Origin of the sequence: Dongia sp. (assembly GCF_041909655.1) — a bacterium.
Taxonomy (GTDB): Bacteria; Pseudomonadota; Alphaproteobacteria; order Dongiales; family Dongiaceae; genus Dongia.
Genome location: NZ_JAYRDA010000005.1, coordinates 228381 through 251597 on the forward strand (window position 1 = coordinate 228381; position 23217 = coordinate 251597).

The 23217-nt window shown below is 61.5% G+C and carries 20 protein-coding genes and 1 tRNA gene; 5 read left to right on the forward strand and 16 right to left on the reverse strand.

The window, feature by feature from the left end:
* Window positions 1–24 precede the first annotated feature (24 nt).
* The 5 genes from apaG to ACE3PR_RS12235 form a co-directional block, all read right to left on the reverse strand.
* Window positions 25–417 (reverse strand): Co2+/Mg2+ efflux protein ApaG, encoded by a 393-nt coding sequence (gene apaG / locus ACE3PR_RS12215; RefSeq protein WP_374372197.1) that lies wholly within the window; start codon window positions 415–417, stop codon window positions 25–27.
* A gap of 133 nt (window positions 418–550) precedes the next feature.
* Entirely contained in the window at window positions 551–1387 is an 837-nt protein-coding gene (locus ACE3PR_RS12220) for an OmpA family protein (protein WP_374372200.1), read from the reverse strand.
* A gap of 304 nt (window positions 1388–1691) precedes the next feature.
* On the reverse strand, window positions 1692–2360 hold the full coding sequence (locus ACE3PR_RS12225; RefSeq protein WP_374372203.1) for an ATP-binding cassette domain-containing protein: 669 nt from the start codon (window positions 2358–2360) through the stop codon (window positions 1692–1694).
* Window positions 2357–4057, reverse strand: coding sequence for an ABC transporter permease (locus ACE3PR_RS12230; protein WP_374372205.1), 1701 nt, complete (start codon window positions 4055–4057; stop codon window positions 2357–2359). The genes ACE3PR_RS12225 and ACE3PR_RS12230 overlap by 4 nt, the downstream gene beginning before the upstream one ends.
* Entirely contained in the window at window positions 4054–5283 is a 1230-nt protein-coding gene (locus tag ACE3PR_RS12235) for an ABC transporter substrate-binding protein (protein ID WP_374372208.1), read from the reverse strand. The genes ACE3PR_RS12230 and ACE3PR_RS12235 overlap by 4 nt, the downstream gene beginning before the upstream one ends.
* Before the next feature lie 146 nt (window positions 5284–5429).
* Between ACE3PR_RS12235 and ACE3PR_RS12240 the strand changes: the two genes are divergently transcribed.
* From ACE3PR_RS12240 to ACE3PR_RS12250, 3 genes are all read left to right on the forward strand, one after another.
* Window positions 5430–5503, forward strand: a tRNA-Gly gene (locus tag ACE3PR_RS12240).
* Between the two features lie 33 nt (window positions 5504–5536).
* Entirely contained in the window at window positions 5537–6442 is a 906-nt protein-coding gene (locus ACE3PR_RS12245; protein WP_374372211.1) for a homocysteine S-methyltransferase family protein, read from the forward strand.
* Window positions 6443–6463: 21 nt separating this feature from the next.
* Complete coding sequence (locus ACE3PR_RS12250; protein WP_374372214.1) at window positions 6464–7600, forward strand: AAA family ATPase; 1137 nt, start codon at window positions 6464–6466, stop codon at window positions 7598–7600.
* Between the two features lie 3 nt (window positions 7601–7603).
* Here the strand turns inward: ACE3PR_RS12250 and ACE3PR_RS12255 are convergent, their stop codons facing one another.
* The 3 genes from ACE3PR_RS12255 to ACE3PR_RS12265 are packed head-to-tail and all read right to left on the reverse strand — an operon-like array spanning window position 7604 to window position 11828.
* On the reverse strand, window positions 7604–9196 hold the full coding sequence (locus tag ACE3PR_RS12255; RefSeq protein WP_374372217.1) for an amidohydrolase: 1593 nt from the start codon (window positions 9194–9196) through the stop codon (window positions 7604–7606).
* 59 nt (window positions 9197–9255) lie between these two features.
* The gene (locus ACE3PR_RS12260) at window positions 9256–10023 is read right to left on the reverse strand and encodes a hypothetical protein (RefSeq protein WP_374372220.1); all 768 of its coding nucleotides are present in this window, start codon (window positions 10021–10023) and stop codon (window positions 9256–9258) included.
* Window positions 10020–11828 (reverse strand): M3 family oligoendopeptidase, encoded by a 1809-nt coding sequence (locus ACE3PR_RS12265; RefSeq protein ID WP_374372223.1) that lies wholly within the window; start codon window positions 11826–11828, stop codon window positions 10020–10022. Before ACE3PR_RS12265 ends, ACE3PR_RS12260 begins: the two co-directional genes overlap by 4 nt.
* A 116-nt stretch (window positions 11829–11944) precedes the next feature.
* Here ACE3PR_RS12265 and ACE3PR_RS12270 point away from each other — a divergent pair, with 116 nt between their 5' ends.
* A complete protein-coding gene (locus ACE3PR_RS12270) occupies window positions 11945–13735 on the forward strand; it encodes a long-chain fatty acid--CoA ligase (RefSeq protein ID WP_374372226.1) in 1791 nt (596 codons plus the stop codon).
* Window positions 13736–13742: 7 nt separating this feature from the next.
* Here ACE3PR_RS12270 and ACE3PR_RS12275 read toward each other — a convergent pair whose 3' ends face one another.
* Both ACE3PR_RS12275 and ACE3PR_RS12280 read right to left on the reverse strand, forming a co-directional pair.
* Complete coding sequence (locus tag ACE3PR_RS12275) at window positions 13743–15206, reverse strand: phenylacetate--CoA ligase family protein (RefSeq protein ID WP_374372229.1); 1464 nt, start codon at window positions 15204–15206, stop codon at window positions 13743–13745.
* A gap of 15 nt (window positions 15207–15221) precedes the next feature.
* The gene (locus tag ACE3PR_RS12280; RefSeq protein ID WP_374372232.1) at window positions 15222–15923 is read right to left on the reverse strand and encodes a DUF1345 domain-containing protein; all 702 of its coding nucleotides are present in this window, start codon (window positions 15921–15923) and stop codon (window positions 15222–15224) included.
* 201 nt (window positions 15924–16124) lie between these two features.
* On the opposite strand from ACE3PR_RS12280, the gene ACE3PR_RS12285 reads away from it, so the two are divergent.
* Complete coding sequence (locus ACE3PR_RS12285) at window positions 16125–19640, forward strand: indolepyruvate ferredoxin oxidoreductase family protein (protein WP_374372235.1); 3516 nt, start codon at window positions 16125–16127, stop codon at window positions 19638–19640.
* A 14-nt stretch (window positions 19641–19654) separates the two neighbouring features.
* On the opposite strand, the gene ACE3PR_RS12290 is transcribed toward ACE3PR_RS12285, so the two are convergent.
* The 6 genes from ACE3PR_RS12290 to ACE3PR_RS12315 all read right to left on the reverse strand — a co-directional run bounded on the left by ACE3PR_RS12290 (window position 19655) and on the right by ACE3PR_RS12315 (window position 23198).
* Window positions 19655–20110 (reverse strand): periplasmic heavy metal sensor, encoded by a 456-nt coding sequence (locus ACE3PR_RS12290; protein WP_374372238.1) that lies wholly within the window; start codon window positions 20108–20110, stop codon window positions 19655–19657.
* Between the two features lie 2 nt (window positions 20111–20112).
* Window positions 20113–20400, reverse strand: coding sequence for a hypothetical protein (locus ACE3PR_RS12295; protein WP_374372241.1), 288 nt, complete (start codon window positions 20398–20400; stop codon window positions 20113–20115).
* On the reverse strand, window positions 20397–21071 hold the full coding sequence (locus tag ACE3PR_RS12300; protein ID WP_374372243.1) for a sigma-70 family RNA polymerase sigma factor: 675 nt from the start codon (window positions 21069–21071) through the stop codon (window positions 20397–20399). Before ACE3PR_RS12300 ends, ACE3PR_RS12295 begins: the two co-directional genes overlap by 4 nt.
* A gap of 47 nt (window positions 21072–21118) precedes the next feature.
* The gene (locus ACE3PR_RS12305; RefSeq protein ID WP_374372245.1) at window positions 21119–21790 is read right to left on the reverse strand and encodes an EF-hand domain-containing protein; all 672 of its coding nucleotides are present in this window, start codon (window positions 21788–21790) and stop codon (window positions 21119–21121) included.
* 78 nt (window positions 21791–21868) lie between these two features.
* Entirely contained in the window at window positions 21869–22246 is a 378-nt protein-coding gene (locus ACE3PR_RS12310; RefSeq protein ID WP_374372247.1) for a hypothetical protein, read from the reverse strand.
* On the reverse strand, window positions 22239–23198 hold the full coding sequence (locus ACE3PR_RS12315) for an acetyl-CoA carboxylase carboxyltransferase subunit alpha (protein WP_374372249.1): 960 nt from the start codon (window positions 23196–23198) through the stop codon (window positions 22239–22241). The genes ACE3PR_RS12310 and ACE3PR_RS12315 overlap by 8 nt, the downstream gene beginning before the upstream one ends.
* Window positions 23199–23217: the final 19 nt, after the last annotated feature.

Sequence of the window (23217 nt, forward strand, 5' to 3'; positions counted from 1 at the left end):
CCGGGCTATCGGCGCCTCGGCCCGTCAGTTCAATTGCTTTGGCTGATAGGGGCTGTCGAGCGAAAAGGCCGGGATGCCGATATCGAACATCTCGCCGCTCTCGCTTTCCATTTCATAGGTGCCCACCATGATGCCGGAGGGCGTCTTAAGCGGTGTACCGCTGGTGTATTCATAGGTCTCGCCGGGATGCAGCACCGGCTGCTCACCGACGACGCCCGCCCCCCTCACCTCCTGAACACGACCGAGAGAATCGGTGATGCGCCAATGCCGGTTGCGGAGTTGCACGGTCTTGTCGCCGCGATTCTCGATGCGGACATGGTACTTCCAGACAAAATGCGCCTCATCCGGGGCGGATTGGTCTTCGAGATAGGTCGGCTCGACGATGACGGTGATGGAATGTGTGGTCTGCTGGTACATGAACTGGCCTCGTTAAGGCCGGATTTTAGACTGATTGCCGGGCGGAATCCAACCAAGCCGACACCACAATCTAGGAAAGAAAACGGCGCCGGGTTGCCCCGGCGCCGTTCCGCATGAAGCGGGTACTGCTCGATTACTGAACGATGATCTCGGCGCGGCGGTTAGCCTGCTCGCGAACACCGTCAGCGGTCGGAACCGCATTCTCAGCTTCACCACGCCACGCGGTGGCGATGGCTTCGGCCGGGACACCAGCAGCGATCAGCGCTTCGCGGACCGCGTCGGCGCGGCGCTCGGAGAGCTTCTCGTTGTAGGCATCGGAACCAGCGCGGTCAGTGTGACCGGTGACCGAGATAGCGGTCGACTGGTTGGCCGAGAAGTCGGCGACCACCTGGTTGACCACCGCCTGGGCGGCGTCATTGATGTTCGACTTGTCGAAGTCGAACAGCACCAGATAGACATTCGGAGCCGGGGCCGGTTCGGCGACGGGCGCCGGAGCAGCTTCAAGTTCCGCCAACGCCGCGAGGAGTTCGTCCTTGCAAGCGCTGATGTGGTCGTATTGGAAGTTCTCTTCCTGCTGCTCGAGCCAGCAATCAAAGCGGGCCTGGGCGCGAGCGGCCAGTTCCGGCTTGTTATCACGGGCGCCGCCATCCAAAGCCGCCAACAGGCGACCACGGATGTCGGTCACTTCACCGAGCGATTCAGCCGGGAGGTCACGGTTCGCCGGATCTTCCGGCTGCACCACTTCACCTTCGGCAGCGGCGAGGCCGCGGCGGGCGAAGTAACCGGCATCACGCCAGTCGAACATCTCGTCGGCCTCAAACACGGCGAGGTCACGATATTCATTAGTCAACGCCTGGGTGAACGGCGTGCCGCCGCTCGCTTCGGTCGTACGGATACGGTCGAGATCGGTGGTGCAGGCCGCCAGAAAACCAACTGCCCCCACAACCGCCAGAAGTCGCAACATTTTCATTTTGTCGTCTCCTCGCTACTTGTCCTTGCCGATTTTCTGGTTGCCGATACGATGTCCAGCCACACCATATCAATCCGTCTTCGGCTTATGCCTTCGTCTCGGCTGTCTTCGCGTTCCGGAACGTAATGCTGAAAGGTCCCCCGGTGAAGTCAGTCCGAGCACTGACATCTCGCGCACTATAGGTAAAGCACCCCCTGATGTCAAAAGGGCGATTGCTCGTTTCCGTCAAGTTTTCGCAACTATTTTAGTCACTTCCGCGTGTTACTTCGCGCCCCTCCCCCGGCACCTCGCCGGTACCTTTTTCCTATTGCGCCATCGTCTTGTTAACGATTTCCCCCAAGGTGATCACCGGACCGCCAGCAGCGACTCCGTCCTCAGGGTCGTGACTTACCAGCAGCACGGGAAGGTTGTGTTCATCCGCTTTCGCGAATACCATTTGGCGCAGGCGATTGCGGAGCGTCCCGTCCAGTTTGCTGAATGGCTCGTCGAGCAGCAGGGCTTGCGGATTTGAGAGCAAAGCCCGCATCAAGGCGACTCGCACTCTTTCGCCACCAGATAGGGAATCCGGGCTTCGGCGCCCCATCCCCCCCAGTCCAGCATCCTCCAGGGCTGCCGTGACGCGGCTGCGGCGGGTCGCTTTGTCCAGGCTCCCAGGAAGGCCAAAAGCCAAATTTTCCTCCACACTCAGGTGGGGAAACAACACATCGTCCTGGAAAAGGGTTCCCAGCCGTCGCAAATTTGTTGGAAGCTGGGTCAAAACCTCCCCGTCGATGCTGGCCGATCCACGTGCGGCGAAGCCGGGTGGCTGCATTCCGATCAACCAATTGATCAGACTCGATTTTCCGCTGCCGGATGGCCCCATCAACGTTACCGGCCGACCAGCCTCGATATCGCAGTTTATCGGGCCCAGAAGTCGGCAGCCCTGCCGAAACAATTCAACATCCTGCAGACAGAGCCGGCGCCGCGCAGTCATGACGTGTACCTCCGCCGGTGCGCCAAAGTCATTGCTGCCAGAAACAGAACACCGATGATGCCTGCCTGCGCGAGACCGAAGACGGCAGCAATGCGCCGATCACCACTGGAACCAAGGGCCACAGCTTCACTGGCCAGGGTCGTTACCCTGCCTTCCCCGGCCAGGACAGTCGGCAGATAGAGCGTCAGACTGACCGCCGCCCCGATCGCCGCCGACCAGGCCAGAGGGCCGATCAGCAAGGGCAGCTTCACCCGCCACAGCGTCTGCCAGGCGGTTTTGCCAAGTGCCCGCGCCACGCGCTCATAGCGCGGATCAAATCGCCGCCACGGTTCCTTCAACGTCAGGAACACATAAGGGAAGACGAAAAGAAGGTGCAGCCACAGCACGCTTATCCAGGTTCCGTTGAGGCCAAGGACCAGCAGCAATACCTGTATGCCGATGAGAAAACTGATATCGGGCACCAGAAGCGGCAAAAACAGCCATCTTTCGGCACGCCGGACGGTAGCGGCGGCCAGGACCTTTTCATGCTCCAGGCAGGCGACCGCCTGGATGATGGCAAGCGCCGCCGCCGCGACCGCCAAGGCAATGCTGGTGAAGACAGTCTGCCACAGGTCGCCGGTGGCGCGCTGCCAATTGGCCAAGGTGAGGTTATCGGGCCACAGCGCCGGGTAATGCCAGTTGGTGGCGAAGGACCAGCCGGCAAGAACCAGCAATGCCAATGCCACGACGCCCAGGCCGAGACTGGCGGCAAGGCATAGGCTCCAACCGCCGAGCTCTGACCAGGCGCGCGGCCAATCGCGCGCACCGGCAACACTCCACCTGCGCAACAACGCCGCCAGAAATCTTTCGCCACCCCACCAACACAACAGCGCACCGACCACCAGAACCAGTTGCAGCAGCGCGCCGGCCGCTGCGGCAAAACGCTGCGCGAGATCGGGATCATAGGCTGCACGGAGGATCAGCACCGGCCAGGTCGCGGGATTGGTCGGCCCCAGGATCAGCGACATGTCGACGACCGAAAGACCGTAAGCCAGAACGGCCAGAACGGGGAACCGCACCAGCGGATAGAGCTGCGGCAGGATCACCTTGATCCAGGCCATATGCCGTCCATAGCCCATTGCCGTCGTCGCGCGGAGCGTGGCGGCAACCGGAATCTGGCCAAGCGCCGTCACCATGGCGACGAACAGAAACGGCGTCTCCTTGATCACCAGGGCAAGCGTGAGGGCCAGGGCATGTGGATCCTGGATCAGCGCAACATCGGGCGGTTGATGAAACCAGCCGGTGGCAGCTTGAATACCGCGAACGAGCCAACCCGAGGGCGCGAGAAGAAAGGCAAGCCCGAGCGCCAAAGCAACATGCGGCACGGCGAGAATACCGGCGGCCAGATGTTGCGCCCAAAGGACGCCGCGCTTGGCGTCATCGAGTATCGAGACGAACCCGAGTGCCAGCAGGAACGACAGCAAGGTCGAAACGATTCCAGCAGTCAGTGTCGAGATCAGCGATCCCGCCAGGCGCGGATCCGCCAGCGCCAATGCCAGAACGCGCCAAGTAATCGTATCTCCGCCCAATGCCGGCAAATAACCCAGCGCCGGCAGCAGCATGAATAAAAGGCCCGCTGCTACCGACCCCGCCAACAGGACCAGTGCCAGAACTGGCCCGATCCGCGTCAGGAGAACGGGCCATGCATGCAGCATCATGAACCGAAAAGCTGCAGCCAGCGCTCTTCGATCGCGACCATCCAGCTGGGATGCGGTTCCGGCAGGACCGGGCCCAATTCTTCCGGCGACAACGTGGCGATACCGGTCGGCAAGGCATCGAAGAACGCGCGGTCCTCCGGCGGCAGGAGATCCATTTCCAGCACCGTCGGATCCCCCCAGATATCGGCATTCGCCTTGCGGGCCTGCGCCTCCGGCGACAGCAGGAAATTAGCCGCGACGATCGCGCCCGCTTTGGCATTTGCATTGAAGGGCACGGCCAGGAAATGCGTGTTGCCGATCGATCCGCCCGACATGACGAAACTACGGACGGTATCCGGCAGCAACCCCTGAGCGATGGCCGAAGACGCATCACCGGGATTGAAGGCCATGGAGATATCGATCTCGCTGTCGCCCAGCAATTGGCGCAGAGCGGCACTGTTGGTGGGAAAGCTGCGTCCACCGCGCCACAGATGCGGCGTCAATTGCGCAAGGTAGTCCCAAAGCGGCGCCGTCACCGCAGTGAAGCGCGCTGGCGCCAGCGGTTCATCAAAGGGCGTACGGTCCGGTACCGACATCAGCAGGAATTGCTTGAGCACGGTGGAACCGATGAAATCCGGCGGCGCTGGATACGTGAAGCGGCCGGGATTCCGCTGCGCCCAGGCCAGCAAAGCCGGCAAGTCACGCGGCGGTTTGCTGAGCCGGGCGGCATCGTGGAAGAAAACCAGCTGCGCCATGCCCCAGGGCGATTCATAACCATCGGTCGGCACGGTAAAATCCACCAATACCGTCGGCTTGCGCTTGGGGTCGACGAAATGCATGTTCGGCAAATGTTGTAAAATCGGCCCGTGCAGCAAATCCTGTGCCTTCATCGCCGCGAAATTCTCGCCGTTGATCCAGATCAGATCGACGCTGCCGCCATCATCCTGACCCGCGATCTTGCCGGCGAGCACGCGCGTCACCGCTTCCGCCGTATCGCTCAGCTTGACGTGCTGCAAAATGACGCCGAACCGCGCTGCCATTTCGTCCCCGGCCCAGGCGATGTAATCGTTGATCCGCTGGTCACCACCCCAGGCATTGAAAAAGACCGTTTGCCCCCGCGCCTGTGCCAACGCCGCCTCATAGCTAGCGACCGGGGCATCGGCCAGGGCAGTTCGGGGCAGAAAGCCACCCGCCGCCGCGGCGAGGCCACCGACCAGGATATCGCGGCGGCTGGGATGCTGGGGCATGGTTGGGCCTCGGATCAAAGGGCTGATTCAGATACTACGCCTGCGACCCTAGGGCCTGTTACGGACCCTGGGCAATACTTTGCCAGCATCTTGAACGGAATTGGCCGATCGCCTATAAATCGGGCGGCCCGGAAACCGGCCACGACGCGGGTGTAGCTCAATGGTAGAGCAGAAGCTTCCCAAGCTTACGACGAGGGTTCGATTCCCTTCACCCGCTCCAAATCCCTTAACATGGCGAGAATGAGGTTCCCCGATGACGAATGCGGGTCGGATTACCCTGCTTGACGGCGGCATGGGCCGCGAACTCAACCGCATGGGGGCGCCGTTCCGCCAGCCCGAGTGGTCGGCTCTGGCCTTGCTGGAGGGGCCTGATTTTGTGCGCCGGGCGCATGCCGCCTTTATCGCCGCCGGGGCCGAGGTGATCACCACCAATTCATACGCGGTTGTCCCCTATCATATCGGCGAGGATCGCTTCCGGACCCGCGGTCAGGAATTGGCGGACCTCGCCGGCCGCATGGCGCGGCAGGCAGTGGCGGAATCGGGAAAGAAGGTTCTCGTGGCCGGCTCGCTGCCGCCGCTCTTCGGTTCCTATCGCCCCGACCTCTTCAAGCCGGCGGAGGCGCAGGCATTGCTAAAGCCGCTGATCGCCGGCCTCAAACCCCATGTCGATTTGTGGCTGGCCGAAACCCAAAGCGCGCTCGCCGAAGCGCGCGAGGTCGCGATCGCCTTGAAGGGCGACGGCAAGCCGCTCTGGTTCTCCTTCACGCTGGAAGACGAGCATCCGGATCCTGCGCGGCCGGCATTGCGTTCCGGCGAAAGCGTCGTCGAGGCAGTGGCACTTGCCAAGGAGCTCGGCGCCGCCACCCTTCTTTTCAATTGCAGCCAGCCGGAAGTCATGGGCCGCGCCATCGACGTGGCAAAGGCCGAAGCCGCGCGCCTCGGCCTGTCCATCAAGATCGGCTGCTATGCCAACGCCTTCCCACCCCGGAGCGAAGATGAAGAGGCCAACGGCACGCTGAGCGATATCCGCACCGATCTCGACCCCAAGGGCTATCTCGCCTTTGCCAGGGATTGGCAGACACGCGGCGCCGACATCATCGGTGGCTGCTGTGGCATCGGGCCGGAGCATATCGCTGCCATGAACACCGCCTTGCGCTGACCCGACAATCGGAGGCGATCGGTGGCTTTGAGCGCAATCTCGATCCAGGGCTACCGGTCGGTCCGCCAGCTTTACCTGCCGGTCGAACCGGTTTCGGTCTTCGTCGGCGCCAACGGCGTCGGCAAGACCAACCTCTACAAGGCGCTGAGCCTGCTGCAAGGTGCCGCCAACGGTACGCTCACCCGCGCCATCGCACAGGAAGGCGGGATCAATTCCGTGCTCTGGGCCGGCAAACGCGGGTCATCGCCGCGCCTTGTCCTCCAGGCCGACCTTGACGATGTCGGTGGCGGAATCGAAGACGGCATGCGCCTGCGCTATGCTGTCGAGATCGGCCTCCGATATTGCACCGAGGCCGCCTTTACGCTGGAGCCGCTGATCAAGGAAGAGCGGCTGACGGCGCGGATCCGTGGCCGCGAGGTTGCCATGATGGAGCGCAAGAATGCGACCATAGCCATCCGCAACGCCCAGGGCCGGCGCGAGATGATCGAGGACGATATCCTCTCTTCAGAAACCGCCCTGTCGGCGATCCGCGATGGCGGCCGCTATCCCGAGTTGGATGCCGTGCGGCGGGAGTTGCTCGGCTGGCGCCTCTATCACGATTTCCGTACCGACGATGCCTCGCCCTTGCGCCAGCCTTGTTTTGCCATCACCACGCCGACCTTGAGTTCCGACGGGCACGATCTGGCGGCGGTACTGGCGACCCTCTCCATGATCCGCGAGGACACGGTCGAACTCGACGCCGCGATCGAGGATGCCTTTCCCGGTGCGAAGCTGCATGCGCGCGACGAAGGCAGCCGCTGTCAGTTCAACCTCCGCTTCCCGGATGTACCGCGCCCCTTCGGCGCCCATGAACTTTCCGACGGCACGCTCAAATATCTCTGTTTGCTGGGTGCGCTGATGGGCTATCGCCTGCCGCCACTGATTGCGCTCAACGAACCTGAAGCCAGCCTCCACCCCTCCCTCTTGCCGCCCCTCGCCCGTCTGATCGGCCGCGCGGCGCGGAAATCACGCATCTGGATCGTCACGCATTCCGAAGCCTTCGCGGGCGCCTTGCAGGAAGAAACCGGCAAGAAGGCCCGTCGCGTCATCAAACGCGACGGAGCCACCGAGATTGAAGGATTGAAGCTGACCGGCGAATTCCGCGACGAGGATGACTAGCCGTTATTCGTCATCGCGATAAGGAATGGTCCATTCCTCGCCGCGCGCGGTGGTGACGTATTCCGGCCAGCGGTACTGGTGCGGCACCTTGAAATCCTTGGGCAGGAGCGGCGCCATCCATTCCGTCCCGCCGATACCGCCACCGGTGCGCTCATCAAACTCGGCGGTCGCCTTGGCGAGTAGATCCGGTTTGGTGAAAAGATCCAGCAACGTGGCGCCGATCGTCTTCGCCGCACTCTGGATCATCGGATCGATCGTCGCCGGTATGCCGCCCAGCGCGTTCGCCACCCAATCGGGATAGGTATAGCCCTTGGGCGCCGAGAGCATCGGCCGCGCGATGATGAGGCGCACGGTCGGGCAATGCCACGTATAATCCGGGTAATCGTCCGAGGTGATGTATTTCTGCCAGGACGGCATCTGCTTGCGCAGCTCGCGCTCGCAATCCTGGGGGCTGATCAGGGCTTCGGTCGCCGGCAGAAACGGCTTTGGCATCGGCTCGAGGCCGAGATTCTTCTGCATCTCCTGGGCGACAGAGATTGCCTCCGCCCCCCATTGCGGCGCGCCGACGAGGGCAAGATTGTCGAAGGTCGCCTGCGCCAGCGCATGATTGGCCAAACCCGGCCGGCTCTTCGACACCCAGGTCTTTTTCCATTTGCAGAAAGTCGCCATGGCTGCCGCAGCGGCATTGTTGTCCATGACGCTGCTGACAATCTCGGCCTGCTCGATCGAATCCGTGCGCAGCATGTAATTGATCTGGGCGATCTGCGGCGTCAGATTGTCGGCCGTCGCCTGCCCCGCGCAGAGGATCGCCTCGTTGAAGCTCCACAGCCCCGTAAATGGCAGCATGGAGCGGCGCAGGCTTTCATTGAGCGAATAGAAATGAATGAGCGCATCATTGGCGCCCGGCGCCCGTGCCGCCAGATGGTTCTGCGGAATCGGCGAATATTTATCCGACGCGATCCAGTTCTGCGGCTCGTCACAGGTGAAGGTATAGATGTAGTTGTAGCCGACACCGCAATGACTGTCCCACATCGTCGTGTTGACCATCGGCAGCATATAGGCGGGATGGAAGCTCACCGCCGCGTCGAGATCGTCGTAATACCCCTTGGCGGCATGAATGGGCTTTGAGGCACGCAATTTCTCGGCCGGCTCGCCGAAGAGCTTCAGCGTGCCCTTGATATCGAACTTCTCCATCGCCGCTTTGGCTGCCAGCGCGCCGCCGAAGGCGCTCATGCCAAGGGCGGAATGCGGATCGGTATGGCCCGGCGCATATTTCGAGAGATTGCCGCGCGGTTGCTGCCGGGTCGTCGCCGCCTGGCAATTACCCGGCACGGCATCGTATTCGGCATAGGTGGCGATGGTCGGCCCATCGCCATTCTTGAAGCTCGCCATGAAGGCAGTCGGCATGCCGCCCGAGCCAACCTCAACCTCGAACCCCTCGGCGCGGAGCTTCTCGACATACCAGGACGCCGATTTGTACTCGCGGAAGGCAGGCTCGGCAAAATGCCAGATGATCTGATGCCAGTCGGAGAGCTGGCCGGCATGCGCCGCCACCCAATCGAGCACGAATTGTTTCTTAGCTTCCACAGCCGGCATGACCATCCCTCAACGCCTGTTCAATCGCGCGGGATGCTAGCGCAGAGGCAGGGCGACAGCTACGCCGATTTACCTGTCGATTTCTTTTCTGCCGCGAACAGATAGGTCGCCAGCAATACCCAGCGCCGGGCGCGATCTTCCTGCCCGGATTTTGCCTGAAGCGGCGTCGTATAGTGCCAGAACGGCAGACGGTAAATGGTGAGCGTCCCCAGGCCATGGACCGGCAGCATCTCGGTAAAATGCCCGCCTTTGGCATAGACCAGATATTGATGGGCCACCGAGGATGCACTTAACGACAGATGCACATCGAGATAGCCACTGGCCGCGCGCTTGTTCTCGGGATGATGGTCATTATGCGGGCCCGCATAATCGCCCGGGCTGTAGCAGAGCGCCTGCTGGCCGTTTCGGCGGTCGAGCTTTCGCCCGGAGATTTTTTCGGCAAACACCGCGAGGCTTTCCGAGCGTAGCAGATCAATGAGGCCCATCGCCTGCGCCTCTTGATAAGCTGCGCTGCGCTTCCTTTCGAGATAGGCGGTGCGCACGCGGGCCGTCTTGGGCAGCCATTCCTCGTAATCCTGCTCCATTTCCCAGATCGTCTCCGGGGGTATGGGCATGGCCATCGGCGTCAGCAGCGGCAGAAGCCGCGCCTCCAGCGCCCGGCGCAAAGCTTCCGCCTTGCCCTTGGTGATGATTCCTTCGAGCGCCAGAAAGCGCCGCCGCGGATCGACCAAAGCCCCGCAGACATCCGCCGTGCCGCTCAGGATGCGGCGGCCGACGGGTGTCAGCAGATCCTCGAACTCGCGTGGCGCGACAGCTTTCGCCGTCACATCGCCTCCAACTCGTCGATGAAGCCGGAAACGACACCAAGGCCCTTCGACCAGAAAGCCGGATCGGCGGCGTTGAGACCGAACGGGGCGAGCAATTCCCGGTGCCGCTTGCTTCCACCCGCACGCAGCATGTCGAGATACTTCTCGGCAAAGCCGGCACTGGCATTGCGATAGACCGCATAGAGAGAATTCACCAAGCAATCGCCGAAGGCATAGGCATAGACATAGAACGGCACATGGATGAAATGCGGAATATAAGACCAGTAGACTCCGTATTCGCTGTCCTTCGGCAGCTTGACACCGTCGCCCAAAGCCGCGCGCTGCGTCTCCAGCCAGATTTCGGCGATGCGCTCCGGCATGAGTTCACCGGAACGGCGCTCGTCATGCAAAACGGTCTCGAAATTATGCATGGCGATCTGGCGCACCACCGTGTTCAGCATGTCCTCGACCTTGCCGGCCAGCAGAATGCGGCGCTTTGCCGGATCAGTTTCGCGGCTGAGCAGCGACTGGAAGGTCAGCATCTCGCCGAACACCGACGCGGTTTCCGCCAGCGTCAGCGGCGTATCTGCGAGAAGCGCTCCTTGCGGTCCGGCAAGCACTTGATGCACGCCATGGCCCAGTTCGTGGGCCAATGTCATCACGTCGCGCGTGCGGCCGTGATAGTTCAACAGCAGATAGGGATGAGACGACGGCACGGTCGGATGCGCGAAAGCGCCAGGATCCTTGCCTGGCCGTGACGGCGCATCGATCCAGTTCTTCTCAAAGAACTGCTTGCCGACATCCGCCAGGGCCGGCGAGAAGGCATGATAGGCATCGAGCACGGTTTTCTGCGCCTCGTCCCAGGGGATGAGGCGATCGTCGTCGCGCGGCAAGGGCGCGTTGCGATCCCAGAAGTCGAGAGCGTCGACGCCCATCCATTTCGCTTTCAGTTTGTAATAGCGGTGGCTGAGCTTGGGATAACTGGCCTTCACAGCGGTGACGAGCGCATCGACCACCTCGTCTTCCACCTGATTGGCAAGATTGCGGGACGAGACGGGACGCGCAAATTTGCGCCACTTGTCCTCGACTTCCTTGTCCTTGGCAAGAGTATTGGTGACCAGCGAGAAGATGCGCTGATTCTCCTTGAGGCCCTTGGCTAGGCCCATGGCCGCCGCCTTGCGCTTCTTGCCGTCGCGGTCGGTGAGGAGATTGAGGACTTCATTGCTGCTGAGCTTTTCGCTCTCTCCTTCCACCTCGAAACGAAGTTCGGCCATGGTTTCGTCGAACATCCGGTTCCAGGCCTGACGGCCCGAGATCGCCTTTTCGTGCAGCAGGCGCTCGGCCTCGTCGGAAAGCTGATGTGGCCGGAACGCGCGCACGGCATCGAGCCAGGGCGCATAACGCCGCAACGGTACGTGCTCAAGCTGCTTCGCCAGCGCCTTATCCTCGATGCGATTGAGCTCGAGGGTGAAGAACAGGGTCTCGACCGAGATTTCGTTGAGCCGTTCGGAAATATTCTGCTGGAATCGCGCCAAGACCGGATCGGTCATGTTGCCGGCATAGGCCAGTTGGGCATAGGAACCGATGCGCCCGGCCAGATCCTGCATGCGCTCATAGGCCAGCAATGCTTTGAGAAGATCCGCGCCGGAAAGACCAGCCAGTTTCCCTTCATAACCACGCTTGAACTCCCCGGCCAAGGTCGCCAAAGACTTCAAATCGCGCTCGATTTCCGGTGCATCCGGGCGCGCATAGAGATCCGCCAGATTCCAGTTCGGCAGGGCTCCAAGATCATTCTTCGGGTCGGATTTCGCAGGTGCGGCCGTCATGCTTTTTCACTTTCCCAAGCTTGATTGCTTCCAGATGCCCTTATATGGGGATTTATGGGGGCGCGCCAAGAGTCGCGCGACGAGGCCCGGAACGGGCGTTTGGGGAGGCGGATTCCATGAATTACGATCAGGTTCCAAGCCTGCCGCGGCTGTTTTTCGACCAGGCCGAGGCTCTGGGGGAGCGTCCCTGTACCTACCAGCGCCGCGATAATCGGTGGCAGTCGGCCAGCTGGCGCGCGATCGCGGAACAAATCAGGGCATTGGCCCGCGGCTTGGTAGCCCTTGGAATCCAGCCCGGCGACCGGGTCGCCTTGATTGCCGAAAATCGTCCGGAATGGCTGATCGCAGACCTCGCCATCATGAGTGCCGGCGGAATCACGGTTCCCGCGTTCGCCACCAATACCACCGAGGATCACCGCCATATCCTTACGCATAGCGGGGCTAAGGGTATCATCGCCGCCGGCGATACCATCGCCAAACGCCTGTTGCCCGCCGCCCTGCAAGCCCCGGATGTCAAGTTTCACATTGCGCTGGATGCCCAGGACAAGGCCGCGCAGATGCCCTTCCGCCAACTCGATTGGGCGGAGGCGCTGGAACTGTCAAAGGACGATGCGGAGATCGACCGCCGCCTCGCTTCCCTGAACCGCCGCGAAACCTGCTGCATCATCTACACCTCCGGTACCGGCGGCGTGCCGAAGGGCGTCATGCTGAGCCACGGCTCGATCCTGGCCAACATTAAGGGTGCTTATAAGCTGTTGTTGGAAATCAGGCTTGGCAATGAACGCTTCCTTTCCTTCCTGCCGCTCTCACATTCTTACGAGCATACGGCCGGCCAGTTCCTGCCGATCTCGATCGGTGCCGAAATCTGGTATGCCGAGAGTGTCGAGCGCCTGGTCGACAACATGGCCGAGGCACGTCCAACGATCATGACGGCGGTGCCGCGCCTTTACGAGGCGATGCATGCCAAGATCCTGCGCGGCCTCGAGAAGGCGCCGAAGGCCCGGCAGCGCTTGTTCTGGCTGGCCTATCGCCTTGGCCGCAAGAACTACGAGAAGCCCGGATCGCTGTCGCTTGGCGAGAAATTCCTGAACCTGCTATGTGACGTTCTCGTGCGCAAGAAAGTGCGCAAGCGCTTCGGCGGCCATTTGAAGGCCTTCGTCTCGGGCGGCGCCGCGCTCAATTACGAGATCGGGGTTTTCTTCCTGGCCCTCGGTGTGCGGTTGCTTCAGGGCTATGGCCAGACTGAAGCTTCGCCCGTTATCAGCGCCAACATGCCGAAGAAGATCAAGATCGATACCGTGGGACCGATCTTCGACGGCCTTGAGGCGCGCATCGCCGAAGACGGTGAGATATTGATTCGCGGCGAGGCTGTCATGAACGGTTACTGGCGCGATTCGGAATCGACCGCCAAGGTCGTCATCGACGGCTGGCTCCATACAGGCGACGTCGGCGAGTTCGATAGCGACGGCTATCTCAAGATCACCGATCGCAAGAAGGACATCATCGTTCTCTCTGGCGGCGATAATGTATCACCGGCCCGGGTGGAAGGTTTTCTCGCGCTGCAGCCCGAGATCGCCCAGGCCATGGCCCATGGCGACAAGCATCCGCACCTTGTGGCCCTCATCGTGCCGGATGCCGATTTTGCCCGTGATTGGGGCCAGGCCAACGGCGCGCCTGAGGATCTGCCGTCGCTGGTCGAGAACGCCCATTTCCAGAAAACCATGGCCGGTGTCATCGACCGCGTAAATGGCACGCTCTCGCCGATCGAGAAGATCCGCCGCTTCGCCCTGCTGCCGGAAGCCTTCACGATCGATAACGGCATGCTGACCCCCAGCATGAAGATCCGCCGGCACAAGATCCGCGAACGCTGGGGTCATGTCATCGGCCGGCTTTACGACCGAGGGTGAACCCTTGTCAGCGACTATAGCGATGCTTGACGCCCACCGGGAAGTACTCCGGATGCCCTTGCGGGAATAGGGTCACGATGGGTCGCTGCAATTCCACCGGGACATAATTGGCAAATTCGCTGTTGAGCCGGCGCAAGGCGGCCAGGACCTCGTCCGCGACACGTTCGGCGATGGCAGATTCCATCGCCATATTGTGGGCCATTTCCACCGCGAGGGTGAAAGCCGGTTTCCCTTCGATCCCCTCCTTCACCTGCATGACGAATTTCCCCGTCACGAAACCGTGCACATCCTTCTGTTCGAGGCCAAGGCTGACCGTCTCCGGAAAAATATTGGCACCGAAATAGGAGATGGTGAAATTGGCGCGACCGAAAACCCAGACGAAGGGCTGCCTTCGGAATGTCTCCACACCGGCTGCCTGGGGTGAGAAACCGGCATCACCGAGGCGCCGCAGCATCTTTTCATGGGCCATGATCCCGCCTCGATCCGCGATGTGGTAACGGATCAAGGGCACGCCATTGTCGCCGCTGAAGGCCAAGGTACCATCGACAACTTCAAAGTACCGGCTGGCTGGATCGTATTGGCAAAGGGTGGGCAAACGTGCCTCGCCGAAGATTCCCATCGCGATGTCCGGACGACCGCTGAGGAAACGGCGGATCGCCACGGAGAGAGGCGTCTCTTGTGCCAGGACGCCGGCATCCGCGGTACCGTAAAGCGAGGCGGCGAAGGTCAAAATGTCTTTCGTGCCAGCCCGTTCGGCCACGAGATCGCGCCAAGTTTCGCTGAACACTTCGCCCGCCAAGACAAGTCGAATATTGCAGCGTCCCCAATCCAATTCCTGCCCGATGCCGGCGTCGATCACCTCTTTCAGAAACGGCGGATAACCCAGCAGCACGGTCTGGTCGAATTGCGGCGCCAATCTCTCGACAGTTCGCAATATTTCTTCCGGTTTGTTGCCGGGCGTCGCGATCATGATCCGGTAACCCTTCTCGGCCAGGGCGCGCAGACAGAAGGTTGTGAACATGCCGCCTACCCAGGTGCCCAAGGCAAAGCACACAACCGCCAGGGTTCGTTTTTCATGTGCCGCGAAGGCATCGCGGAACACTTGTTCAAAACGCGTCGCTATCGGGTATTCGTCGGCGGCAGCGCGTGGCCAGAAGGTCGGCTCACCGGTCGACCCGGAGGAAACGGCGTAGAAATCGCAGCGGCCACGGTCGCCACCGGGTACCAACTCGTCCTGGCCGAAACGGCGGATGTAATTCGCCTTGTCGAGCAGAGGCAGACGCGCAAAATCGGCGGGATTGCGGATGGTGGCCGGATCGATGGCCTTTTCCTTCAATATCTGCCGATAGGCCGGAACATCGCGCGCCACGCGCTCCAGCAAGGCTTCCAACTGCGCAAATCCATCGCCGGTTTCGCCAGGATGCAGCAAATCATCGAGCGAGGTTTCCAGGAAGTGATTGCGGGCATCCATTCTGTCGTACTCTTTTCAGATCAGGCCGGCGGCGATGCTGACGGTCAGCGCCACGATGACTGTGTTGAGGAAAAAGCTGATAATGCCATGGGCTGTCACCAGATGGCGCATGGCGCGGCTGTCGATACTGATATCCGACACCTGACAGGTCATGGCAATGACCGCCGCGAAATAGACAAAATCCCAATAATCGGGCGACTTGTCGCCGGGAAAATTGAGGCCGCCTTGTGGCTTGCCGTGCTGCGTCCGATCCTCGTCATGGAACTCGTGCGCGTAGTGAATTGCGAAAAGCGTGTGTACGAAGAACCAGGACAGGATAATGGTTCCCCCGCCGACACCGATATAGAGCGGCTTGATCATGTCGGGTTGGGATTCTGCCGCTCCCAGCACGCCGGCCGCGGCGTAGAGGCTGAAAGCCGCGGCAAGGCCGGTCAACCCCGCGATCTCCGTGAGACTGATGTCGATCTGGCGGGCGCGGCGCTCTATATGTTCCCTGGTCGAACGCAGCATCATCACAGCCGCCACCAGCAAAAAGACGCCGACGCCGAAATCCCAGGAGAGGGCCACCCGCAACGGCCCGGTAAGGCCCATACCCCACAGCACGGCATAGGCGAGACATGCCGCGGCGGCACCAACCAGGAGCCGTTGCCGCCCCGCAAAATGGGGACCAAGCAGCGCGTAACGTCCGGCGTCTTTACTGGATCGATCCGTCGCCATACCGATTCACCTCACCTCTGCTCACTGCGCTGCAGCAACAATACTTGTTCCGTTTGAGCGCCCGCCACGCAATTTCAAGCTATCACGCGGCTCGCCGCGTGACCAAATCGAACTAGTTGATCGTCACCCAGGCAAGCCCCTGGACAAGCACACTGAATCGGAAGATCGTCGTTCGAAACAGGCCATGCGAAGCTCCCTCTTTTGCCGTTGGAGGCTGCATCCTTGACGAAACTTGCCGCCGTTTCCCTGGACGACAAATACGACCTTGATGCACACCGGGTTTACTTAAGCGGTACGCAGGCCTTGGTGCGTCTGCCGCTGATGCAGCGCCAGCGCGATACCCGCGCCGGGCTCGACACCGCGGGCTACATCACCGGCTATCGCGGCTCGCCTTTGGGCGGCATCGATCTCGCCCTCACCCAGGCAAGTAACTTCATCGAACGCCAGCACATCCGGTTTCAGCCCGGCGTCAACGAGGACCTCGCTGCGACCGCCATCTGGGGCAGCCAGCAGACCGATCTCTTCAGCGATGGCAAATACGACGGCGTCTTTGCCATGTGGTATGCCAAGGGTCCCGGCGTCGACCGCAGCGGCGATGCGCTCCGTCACGGCAATCTCGCCGGCTCGGCCAGGCATGGCGGCGTGTTGCTGCTGGCGGGCGACGATCACACCTGCAAATCCTCGACCACGGCACATCAGAGCGAATTCGCCTTCATGGATGCCGGCATTCCGGTGCTCAATCCCTCCGGCGTGCAGGAAATTTGCGATTTCGGCCTGCTGGGCTGGGCGATGTCGCGCTATTCTGGCTGCTGGGTCGCGATGAAGCTGGTCTCTGAGACGATCGAAAGCTCGGCTTCGATCGATATAGATCCAGATCGTCTGCGTTTCCAGGTTCCCGTCGATTTCGACATGCCGCGCAATGGCCTCAACATCCAATTGCCGAGTTCGCCCATGGCGTCCACCCAGGCGCTCGAGCAAGAGATGCGGCTCCATAAATACAAGCTTGCCGCCGTCACGGCGTTTGCCCGCGCCAATAAAGTCGACCGCATCGTGCTGGATGGAGCGAGACGACGGCTTGGCATCGTCACCTGCGGCAAATCCTATCTCGATGTCCGACAGGCGCTGGACGATCTCGGCATTACCGAGGCTCGCGCCGCCGAGATCGGCCTTACGCTCTACAAGGTGGGTCTTACCTGGCCGCTGGAACCGCAGGGCCTCCGAAACTTCGCGGAGGGTCTCGAGGAAATTCTGGTGATCGAGGAAAAGCGCTCCTTGATCGAGACCCAGATCAAGGAGCAACTCTACAATCTGCCACGGCATCCAACCGTGATCGGCAAATACGATGAAGCCGGAGAATGGATCCTTCCTTCGGCCGGCGACCTCTCGCCAGGTCATATCGCGCGCATCATCGCGCGGCGCCTTAGGCGCTTCGGGACCGATACGCGACTGGAGTCCGCCCTCGCCCGTCTCGATGCGATTGATGCCGCCAATGCCCGCCTGACGGCACCCACCAAGCGGATCGCCTATTTCTGCTCCGGCTGCCCCCACAACACGTCGACCAAGGTGCCGGAAGGCAGCCGCGCGCTGGCGGGTATCGGCTGCCATTTCATGGCGCAGTGGATGGACCGCAACACCACCACCTATACGCAAATGGGCGGTGAAGGTGCCACCTGGATCGGCGCCGCCCCGTTCTCAAAGACGGGGCATGTCTTCCAGAATATGGGGGACGGCACCTATTATCATTCCGGCCTGCTGGCGATCCGCGCCGCCGTGGCCGCAAAGACCACCATTACTTTCAAGCTTTTGTTCAACGACGCCGTCGCCCTGACGGGCGGCCAGCCGATGGACGGCCCACTCAGCGTTTCCATGATGGCCCAGCAATTGGCCGCCGAGGGGGTAGGCCGCATTGTCGTCGTCAGCGACGAGCCTGGGAAATACGGCGGTGATTCTGCGTTCCCCGGCGGCACGACCGTTCATCATCGCGATCAACTCGACACAGTACAGCGGGATCTCCGCGACATCCCCGGCGTTACCGCGATCATCTACGACCAGACTTGCGCTGCCGAAAAGCGCCGCCGGCGCAAGCGCGGGATCATGGTCGACCCGCCCAAGCGCGCTTTCATCAACGAACGTGTCTGCGAAGGCTGCGGCGATTGCAGTCGGACCTCGAACTGCGTCAGTGTGGCACCGCTTGAAACCGCCTTCGGCCGCAAGCGTCGGATTGATCAATCGAGCTGCAACAAGGATTTTTCCTGCGTTGACGGCTTTTGCCCCAGTTTCGTCACGATCCATGGCGGCCGGCTGCGGCAGCCACATCCCAAACCGTTCGCAGCTGCGGATTTGCCCGATCCGCAGATGCCGGGGCTGGATCGCCCTTACAACATTCTGGTGACCGGCGTCGGCGGCACGGGCATCGTCACGATTGGCGCGCTTCTGGGCATGGCGGCGCATCTTGAGGGCAAGGGCTGCTCGGTCATGGACATGGCTGGCCTGGCACAAAAGGGCGGCGCTGTTTTCAGCCATGTCCGCATCGCCATCGCCCCGGAACAGATTTATGCAACCCGCCTCGCCGCCGGCACCGCCGATCTTCTGCTCGGCTGTGACATCGTTGTCTCGGGATCAACCGATGCCATGGCCACGCTGCAGGCCGGCCGCAGCCGTGCCGTCGTCAATACCCACGAGATCGCCACCGGCGATTTTACCCGTGATCCAGACTGGCTGTTTCCGGCAGAGGCGCTGCAACAGAATCTCATCAAGGCGATTGGCACGCAGGCGATCGACTTGCTCGACGCCACCGGGCTCGCCACCGCCCTGATGGGCGATTCCATTGCCACCAACCTATTCATGCTGGGCTATGCCTATCAGCGCGGCCTTATCCCGGTGGGTGCCGAGGCAATCAACCGCGCGATCGATCTCAACGCCGTATCCGTGGAGAGCAACCGCCAGGCCTTTGCCTGGGGCCGCCGCGCGGCGGTCGACCTGGCGTCGGTAACCGAAGCCGCGCTTCCGGCCCATCCAGCGGCGCCTATGCCCGAGACGCTGGATGAAATCGTCTCACACCGCATGGCGCATCTCACTGTTTACCAGAATACCGGCCTCGCTCAGCGCTATCGCCGCCTCGTCGAAGAGGTAGCGGCGGCGGAGAAGGCGGCTGTCCCGTCGCAAAACGCGCTCGTCCGGGCCGTCGCGACCTGTTACGCCAAGCTCCTTGCCTATAAAGACGAGTATGAAGTAGCCCGGCTTTACACCGATGGCAGCTTTGAACAAGCGATCCGGGATCGGTTCGAGGGCGATTTCAAGATCCATTACCATCTCGCCCCGCCGTTGATCGCCCGGCAGGACACTGCTACGGGTCATCTCAAAAAACAGGAATTTGGACCGGGAACCATGTGGGCGTTTCGCCTGCTTGCCCACCTCAAGGGCCTGCGGGGATCTGCGTTGGATATCTTCGGGCGCAGCGCCGAACGTCAGGCGGAGCGGCGGCTGATCGCCGAATATGAAGAGATGATGGCCGAGATCATCCGCGACCTCAGTGCCGACAATCATCGCAGCGCCGTAGCACTTGCCTCGTTACCGGAACAGATTCGTGGTTTCGGTCATGTGAAGGAGGCGGCCATGGCAAAAGCCGCGACGGCACGCTCTGCTTTGCTGGCGAAGTTCCGCGCCACGCCGGACTCGAGCACGACCTCTCCAGCACGTCACAGGGCGGCCGAATAGGCGCCCGTCAAGCTTTAGTGCTTCGGCGGCCCCATTTCGCGCCAGCCTTCCGCCCATTGACGGCGCTGTTCGGGTGTCAATTCGGAGGCGATCTCCGCGATCTTGCGATGTGCACGGCTCAGCATGTTGCTCGCCGTCTGTTCCAGTTCCATAAGTTCGACCTCGAGGCGTGCCGGATCGAAGGGCTCAGCAGCCAGGGCATCTGCAACGCGCATGCGCTTGCTATCCATCTCCTGCTTCAGGGCTTCGCGTTCCGATTTTGATTCCGGGCCGCTATTTTTGAATTTCTCGCGGATGACCGATTTCAATTCAGGCGGGACGGTCGCCATGATGACGCCGGGCATCTTCCCGGGCTTGCCCCAGGGTGCCGGAAAATGACCGCCGAACATGCCGCCCAGCAGGAACAGGTTCAGGCAAAGCGACACGATGATTCCACCCAGCAGCCATTTTGTCTTGGTCGCGGCAAGCATGATCAAAGATCCCCGATGTCATTGGCGGCATAGAGCGCCACCGCCATTTCCGTATTGGTATCACCGGCGACAGCTGCATTGCCGACGCCGAGGGCAAATCCCAGCGAGAGCGACAGGATGCCCGCACAGGCAGCGATCCGTACCGGCGAGAACATCACGGCAAACCAATGCGCCTGCCGCGGTGGCGCGGAATTCAAGATTCGTTCCCGCAATCCCGCCGGCGCCGCATGCGCTCGCAAGGCATGGCCCAAGATAGATTCGAATTCGTCATCCCGCATCTGTCGGCTCATGGCTCGACTCCTTCCAACTTGGCGCGGATATCGCGCTTCGCTCGCACCAGCAATGCTTCATAGGCCTTTACGGATATTTCCATCGCCTCGGCCGCGGCTGCGTTGCTGAGACCCAGCGTGTAGCAAAGTGCCATGGCGTGGCGTTGCCGCTCTGGCAGAGCCGCCATGGCTGCGAGCACCTGCTGTTCCCGTTCCCGCTCGATCATCAGATCGACCACATTCTCGGTCGGATCCAACAGGGGAAGATCCGGGTCCAACTGCTCCGCGCGCGGCCGGCGCTTTGCGTCAATGCACAAATTCATCGTGACGCGGTAGAGCCAGGTCGAGAACCGCGCCTCCCCTGCCCGCCAGTCCGGCGCTTTGCGCCAGGCACGGGCAAAGGCTTCCTGAGCGGCATCCTCGGCATCCGCGCGCGAACCGGTGACCCGCAACGCCAGAGAGAAGACTCGCCCCAGATGCCGTTCCATCAAACGCGCAAAGGCCGTATTGCTGCCCCCGGCAACATCCGCCAGCAGACGATCATCGTCCGCGGCGGATGCACTGGATGCGTCATCAGCTTCGGTTCGTTGAACTTTCCGCACCGTATCAACCAAGGCGGCCCCAACTCGTTTCATCCCGTCCATGAAGTCGGGACTGGATTCGATTGGGATTATGGCCATGCCGTCCTGCATCACGCCAGCCCCTTGCCAATTGATCCGGTTTCAGCGAACGCCATACCTTATGGCTGTGGCGCTTCGCCGTTCTTCTTGCGCTGGTGCGGAAACTCATCGGCGGCAATCTTGCCGTCAGCATTCTTGTCCATACGGGCAAACATCTCGGTACCGGCGGCATCCCATTCGGCCTTGGAAAGCTGGCCGTCGCCGTTGCTGTCCGCCTGGTCCATCATGCCGCCATGACCCTTCATCAGGCGTTGTCCATCGACAGCCCCTTGGCCATGCATGCCCTTGCCATGATGCGCAGTCATTTCTTCGGCCGTAACGGCGCCGTCGCCATTGCTATCAAGCCGCACGAAGCGCTGCAGGGAACTGGCCTGCCATTCATCCGCCGTCACACGGCCATCGGCACTGGTATCCATCCGCTGCAGCATGCCCTCGCCATGACGCGGGCCATCGCCGTCCTTCCCCATCTTGGATTTCATTTCGGCCCGGCGCTTTTCGTGCGCAGCCTTGAATTCGTCGGCAGTCAGCAGACCATCGCTGTCGGCGTCGAACGCGGCAAAATGGGTGGCGCGCAAGGCGTCGAACTCGGCGCGATCGATGCTGCCATCCTTGTTAGTGTCGGCTTCCAGCCACATGGCGCCTTTGCCCCCACCGGCAAAAACCGGCGAAACAGCCGTCAGCACAAGGCCAATAACACCGCTCAACAGCATGATTTTGTTTGATTTTTTCATAAACCCGAACTCCTCAAGAAGGCAGCGTCGGCTGCCATTCATGAGATTACACGCCGGATCCGGGGAAACCCTGCGAGGCTACATTTCCAGGGAGGAAAGAACGCCGTCGCCATCGGCATCGAGGCTCTGAAACAGCTCGGTGCCGGATTCCACATATTCCTCGAAAGAGATCAGGCCGTCCCCATCGAGATCATAACCATCAAACAATCGCGCACCGCCATGCGCCATCGCTTCCGACATCTCGTCGAACGAGAGAGCGAAATCGCCGTCACGATCATTCTGATAAAAGAAACTGGATCGCGCGGAATCAAAATCGAGGACATTCATGCCGACATCGGCGCCGACGATGCCGATAGCCGTGGTCTCCTGAGCGAGCGCTGCCTGGCCGAAGGCCAACAGCCCGGCGAGGGCTCCGGCCAGCGCATAGCAGCGCATCTTGGCACGGCGCTCAGGCATTGAGACCCTGCCGGCCCATTTCCAGAAACTTGTCCCGACGCTGGCGGCGCACATCCTCACCCCCCAGATTGTCGAACCGGGCCAAGGCCGTCTCCAGCGCTTCGCCCAGGCGCACCGCCATGTCGGCACGGCTGCGGTGCGCTCCACCCAGCGGCTCGGGAACGATTTCGTCGATGATGCCAAGCTGCTTCAGATCCTCCGCGGTCAGCTTCAGCGCCTCGGCCGCTTCCTTCGCCTGCTCGGCGCTGCGCCACAGGATCGAGGCACACCCTTCCGGCGAGATAACGGAATAAACCGAATGCTCCAGCATGATCACGTGATTGCCGGCGGCCAGCGCGATGGCACCGCCTGACCCGCCTTCACCGATGATCACCGAGATCAACGGTACCTCGACCTTGAGGCAGGTTTCGATCGACCGCGCGATGGCTTCGGCCTGACCGCGCGCCTCGGCTTCGACACCGGGATAGGCGCCCGGTGTGTCCACCAGCGTGATGATCGGCAGGCCGAACCTGCCGGCAAGCTCCATCAGACGGATAGCCTTGCGATAACCTTCCGGCTTCGCCATGCCGAAATTGTGGCGCACGCGGCTCTGCGTGTCGCTACCCTTCTCATGACCGATGATCATCACCGGACGGCCACGGAAACGCCCGAGGCCACCCTGGATGGCACGATCATCGGCAAAGGCGCGATCTCCCGCCAGCGGCACGAAATCGCTGATCAGGGCGCTCACATAGTCATGGAAATGGGGCCGCTCCGGATGCCGCGCGACCAGTGTCTTCTGCCACGGCGTGAGCTTGGCATAAGTCTGTCTCAGCAGCTTCTCGGTCTTCGACTGCAACTTGGAGACCTCATCGGCGATGTTGATGTCACCGCCATTGGCCACATGCTTCAGTTCGGCAATCTTGCCGTCCAGCTCCGCAATCGGCTTCTCGAATTCGAGATAAGTCGCCATCTACAACATCACTCCTTGC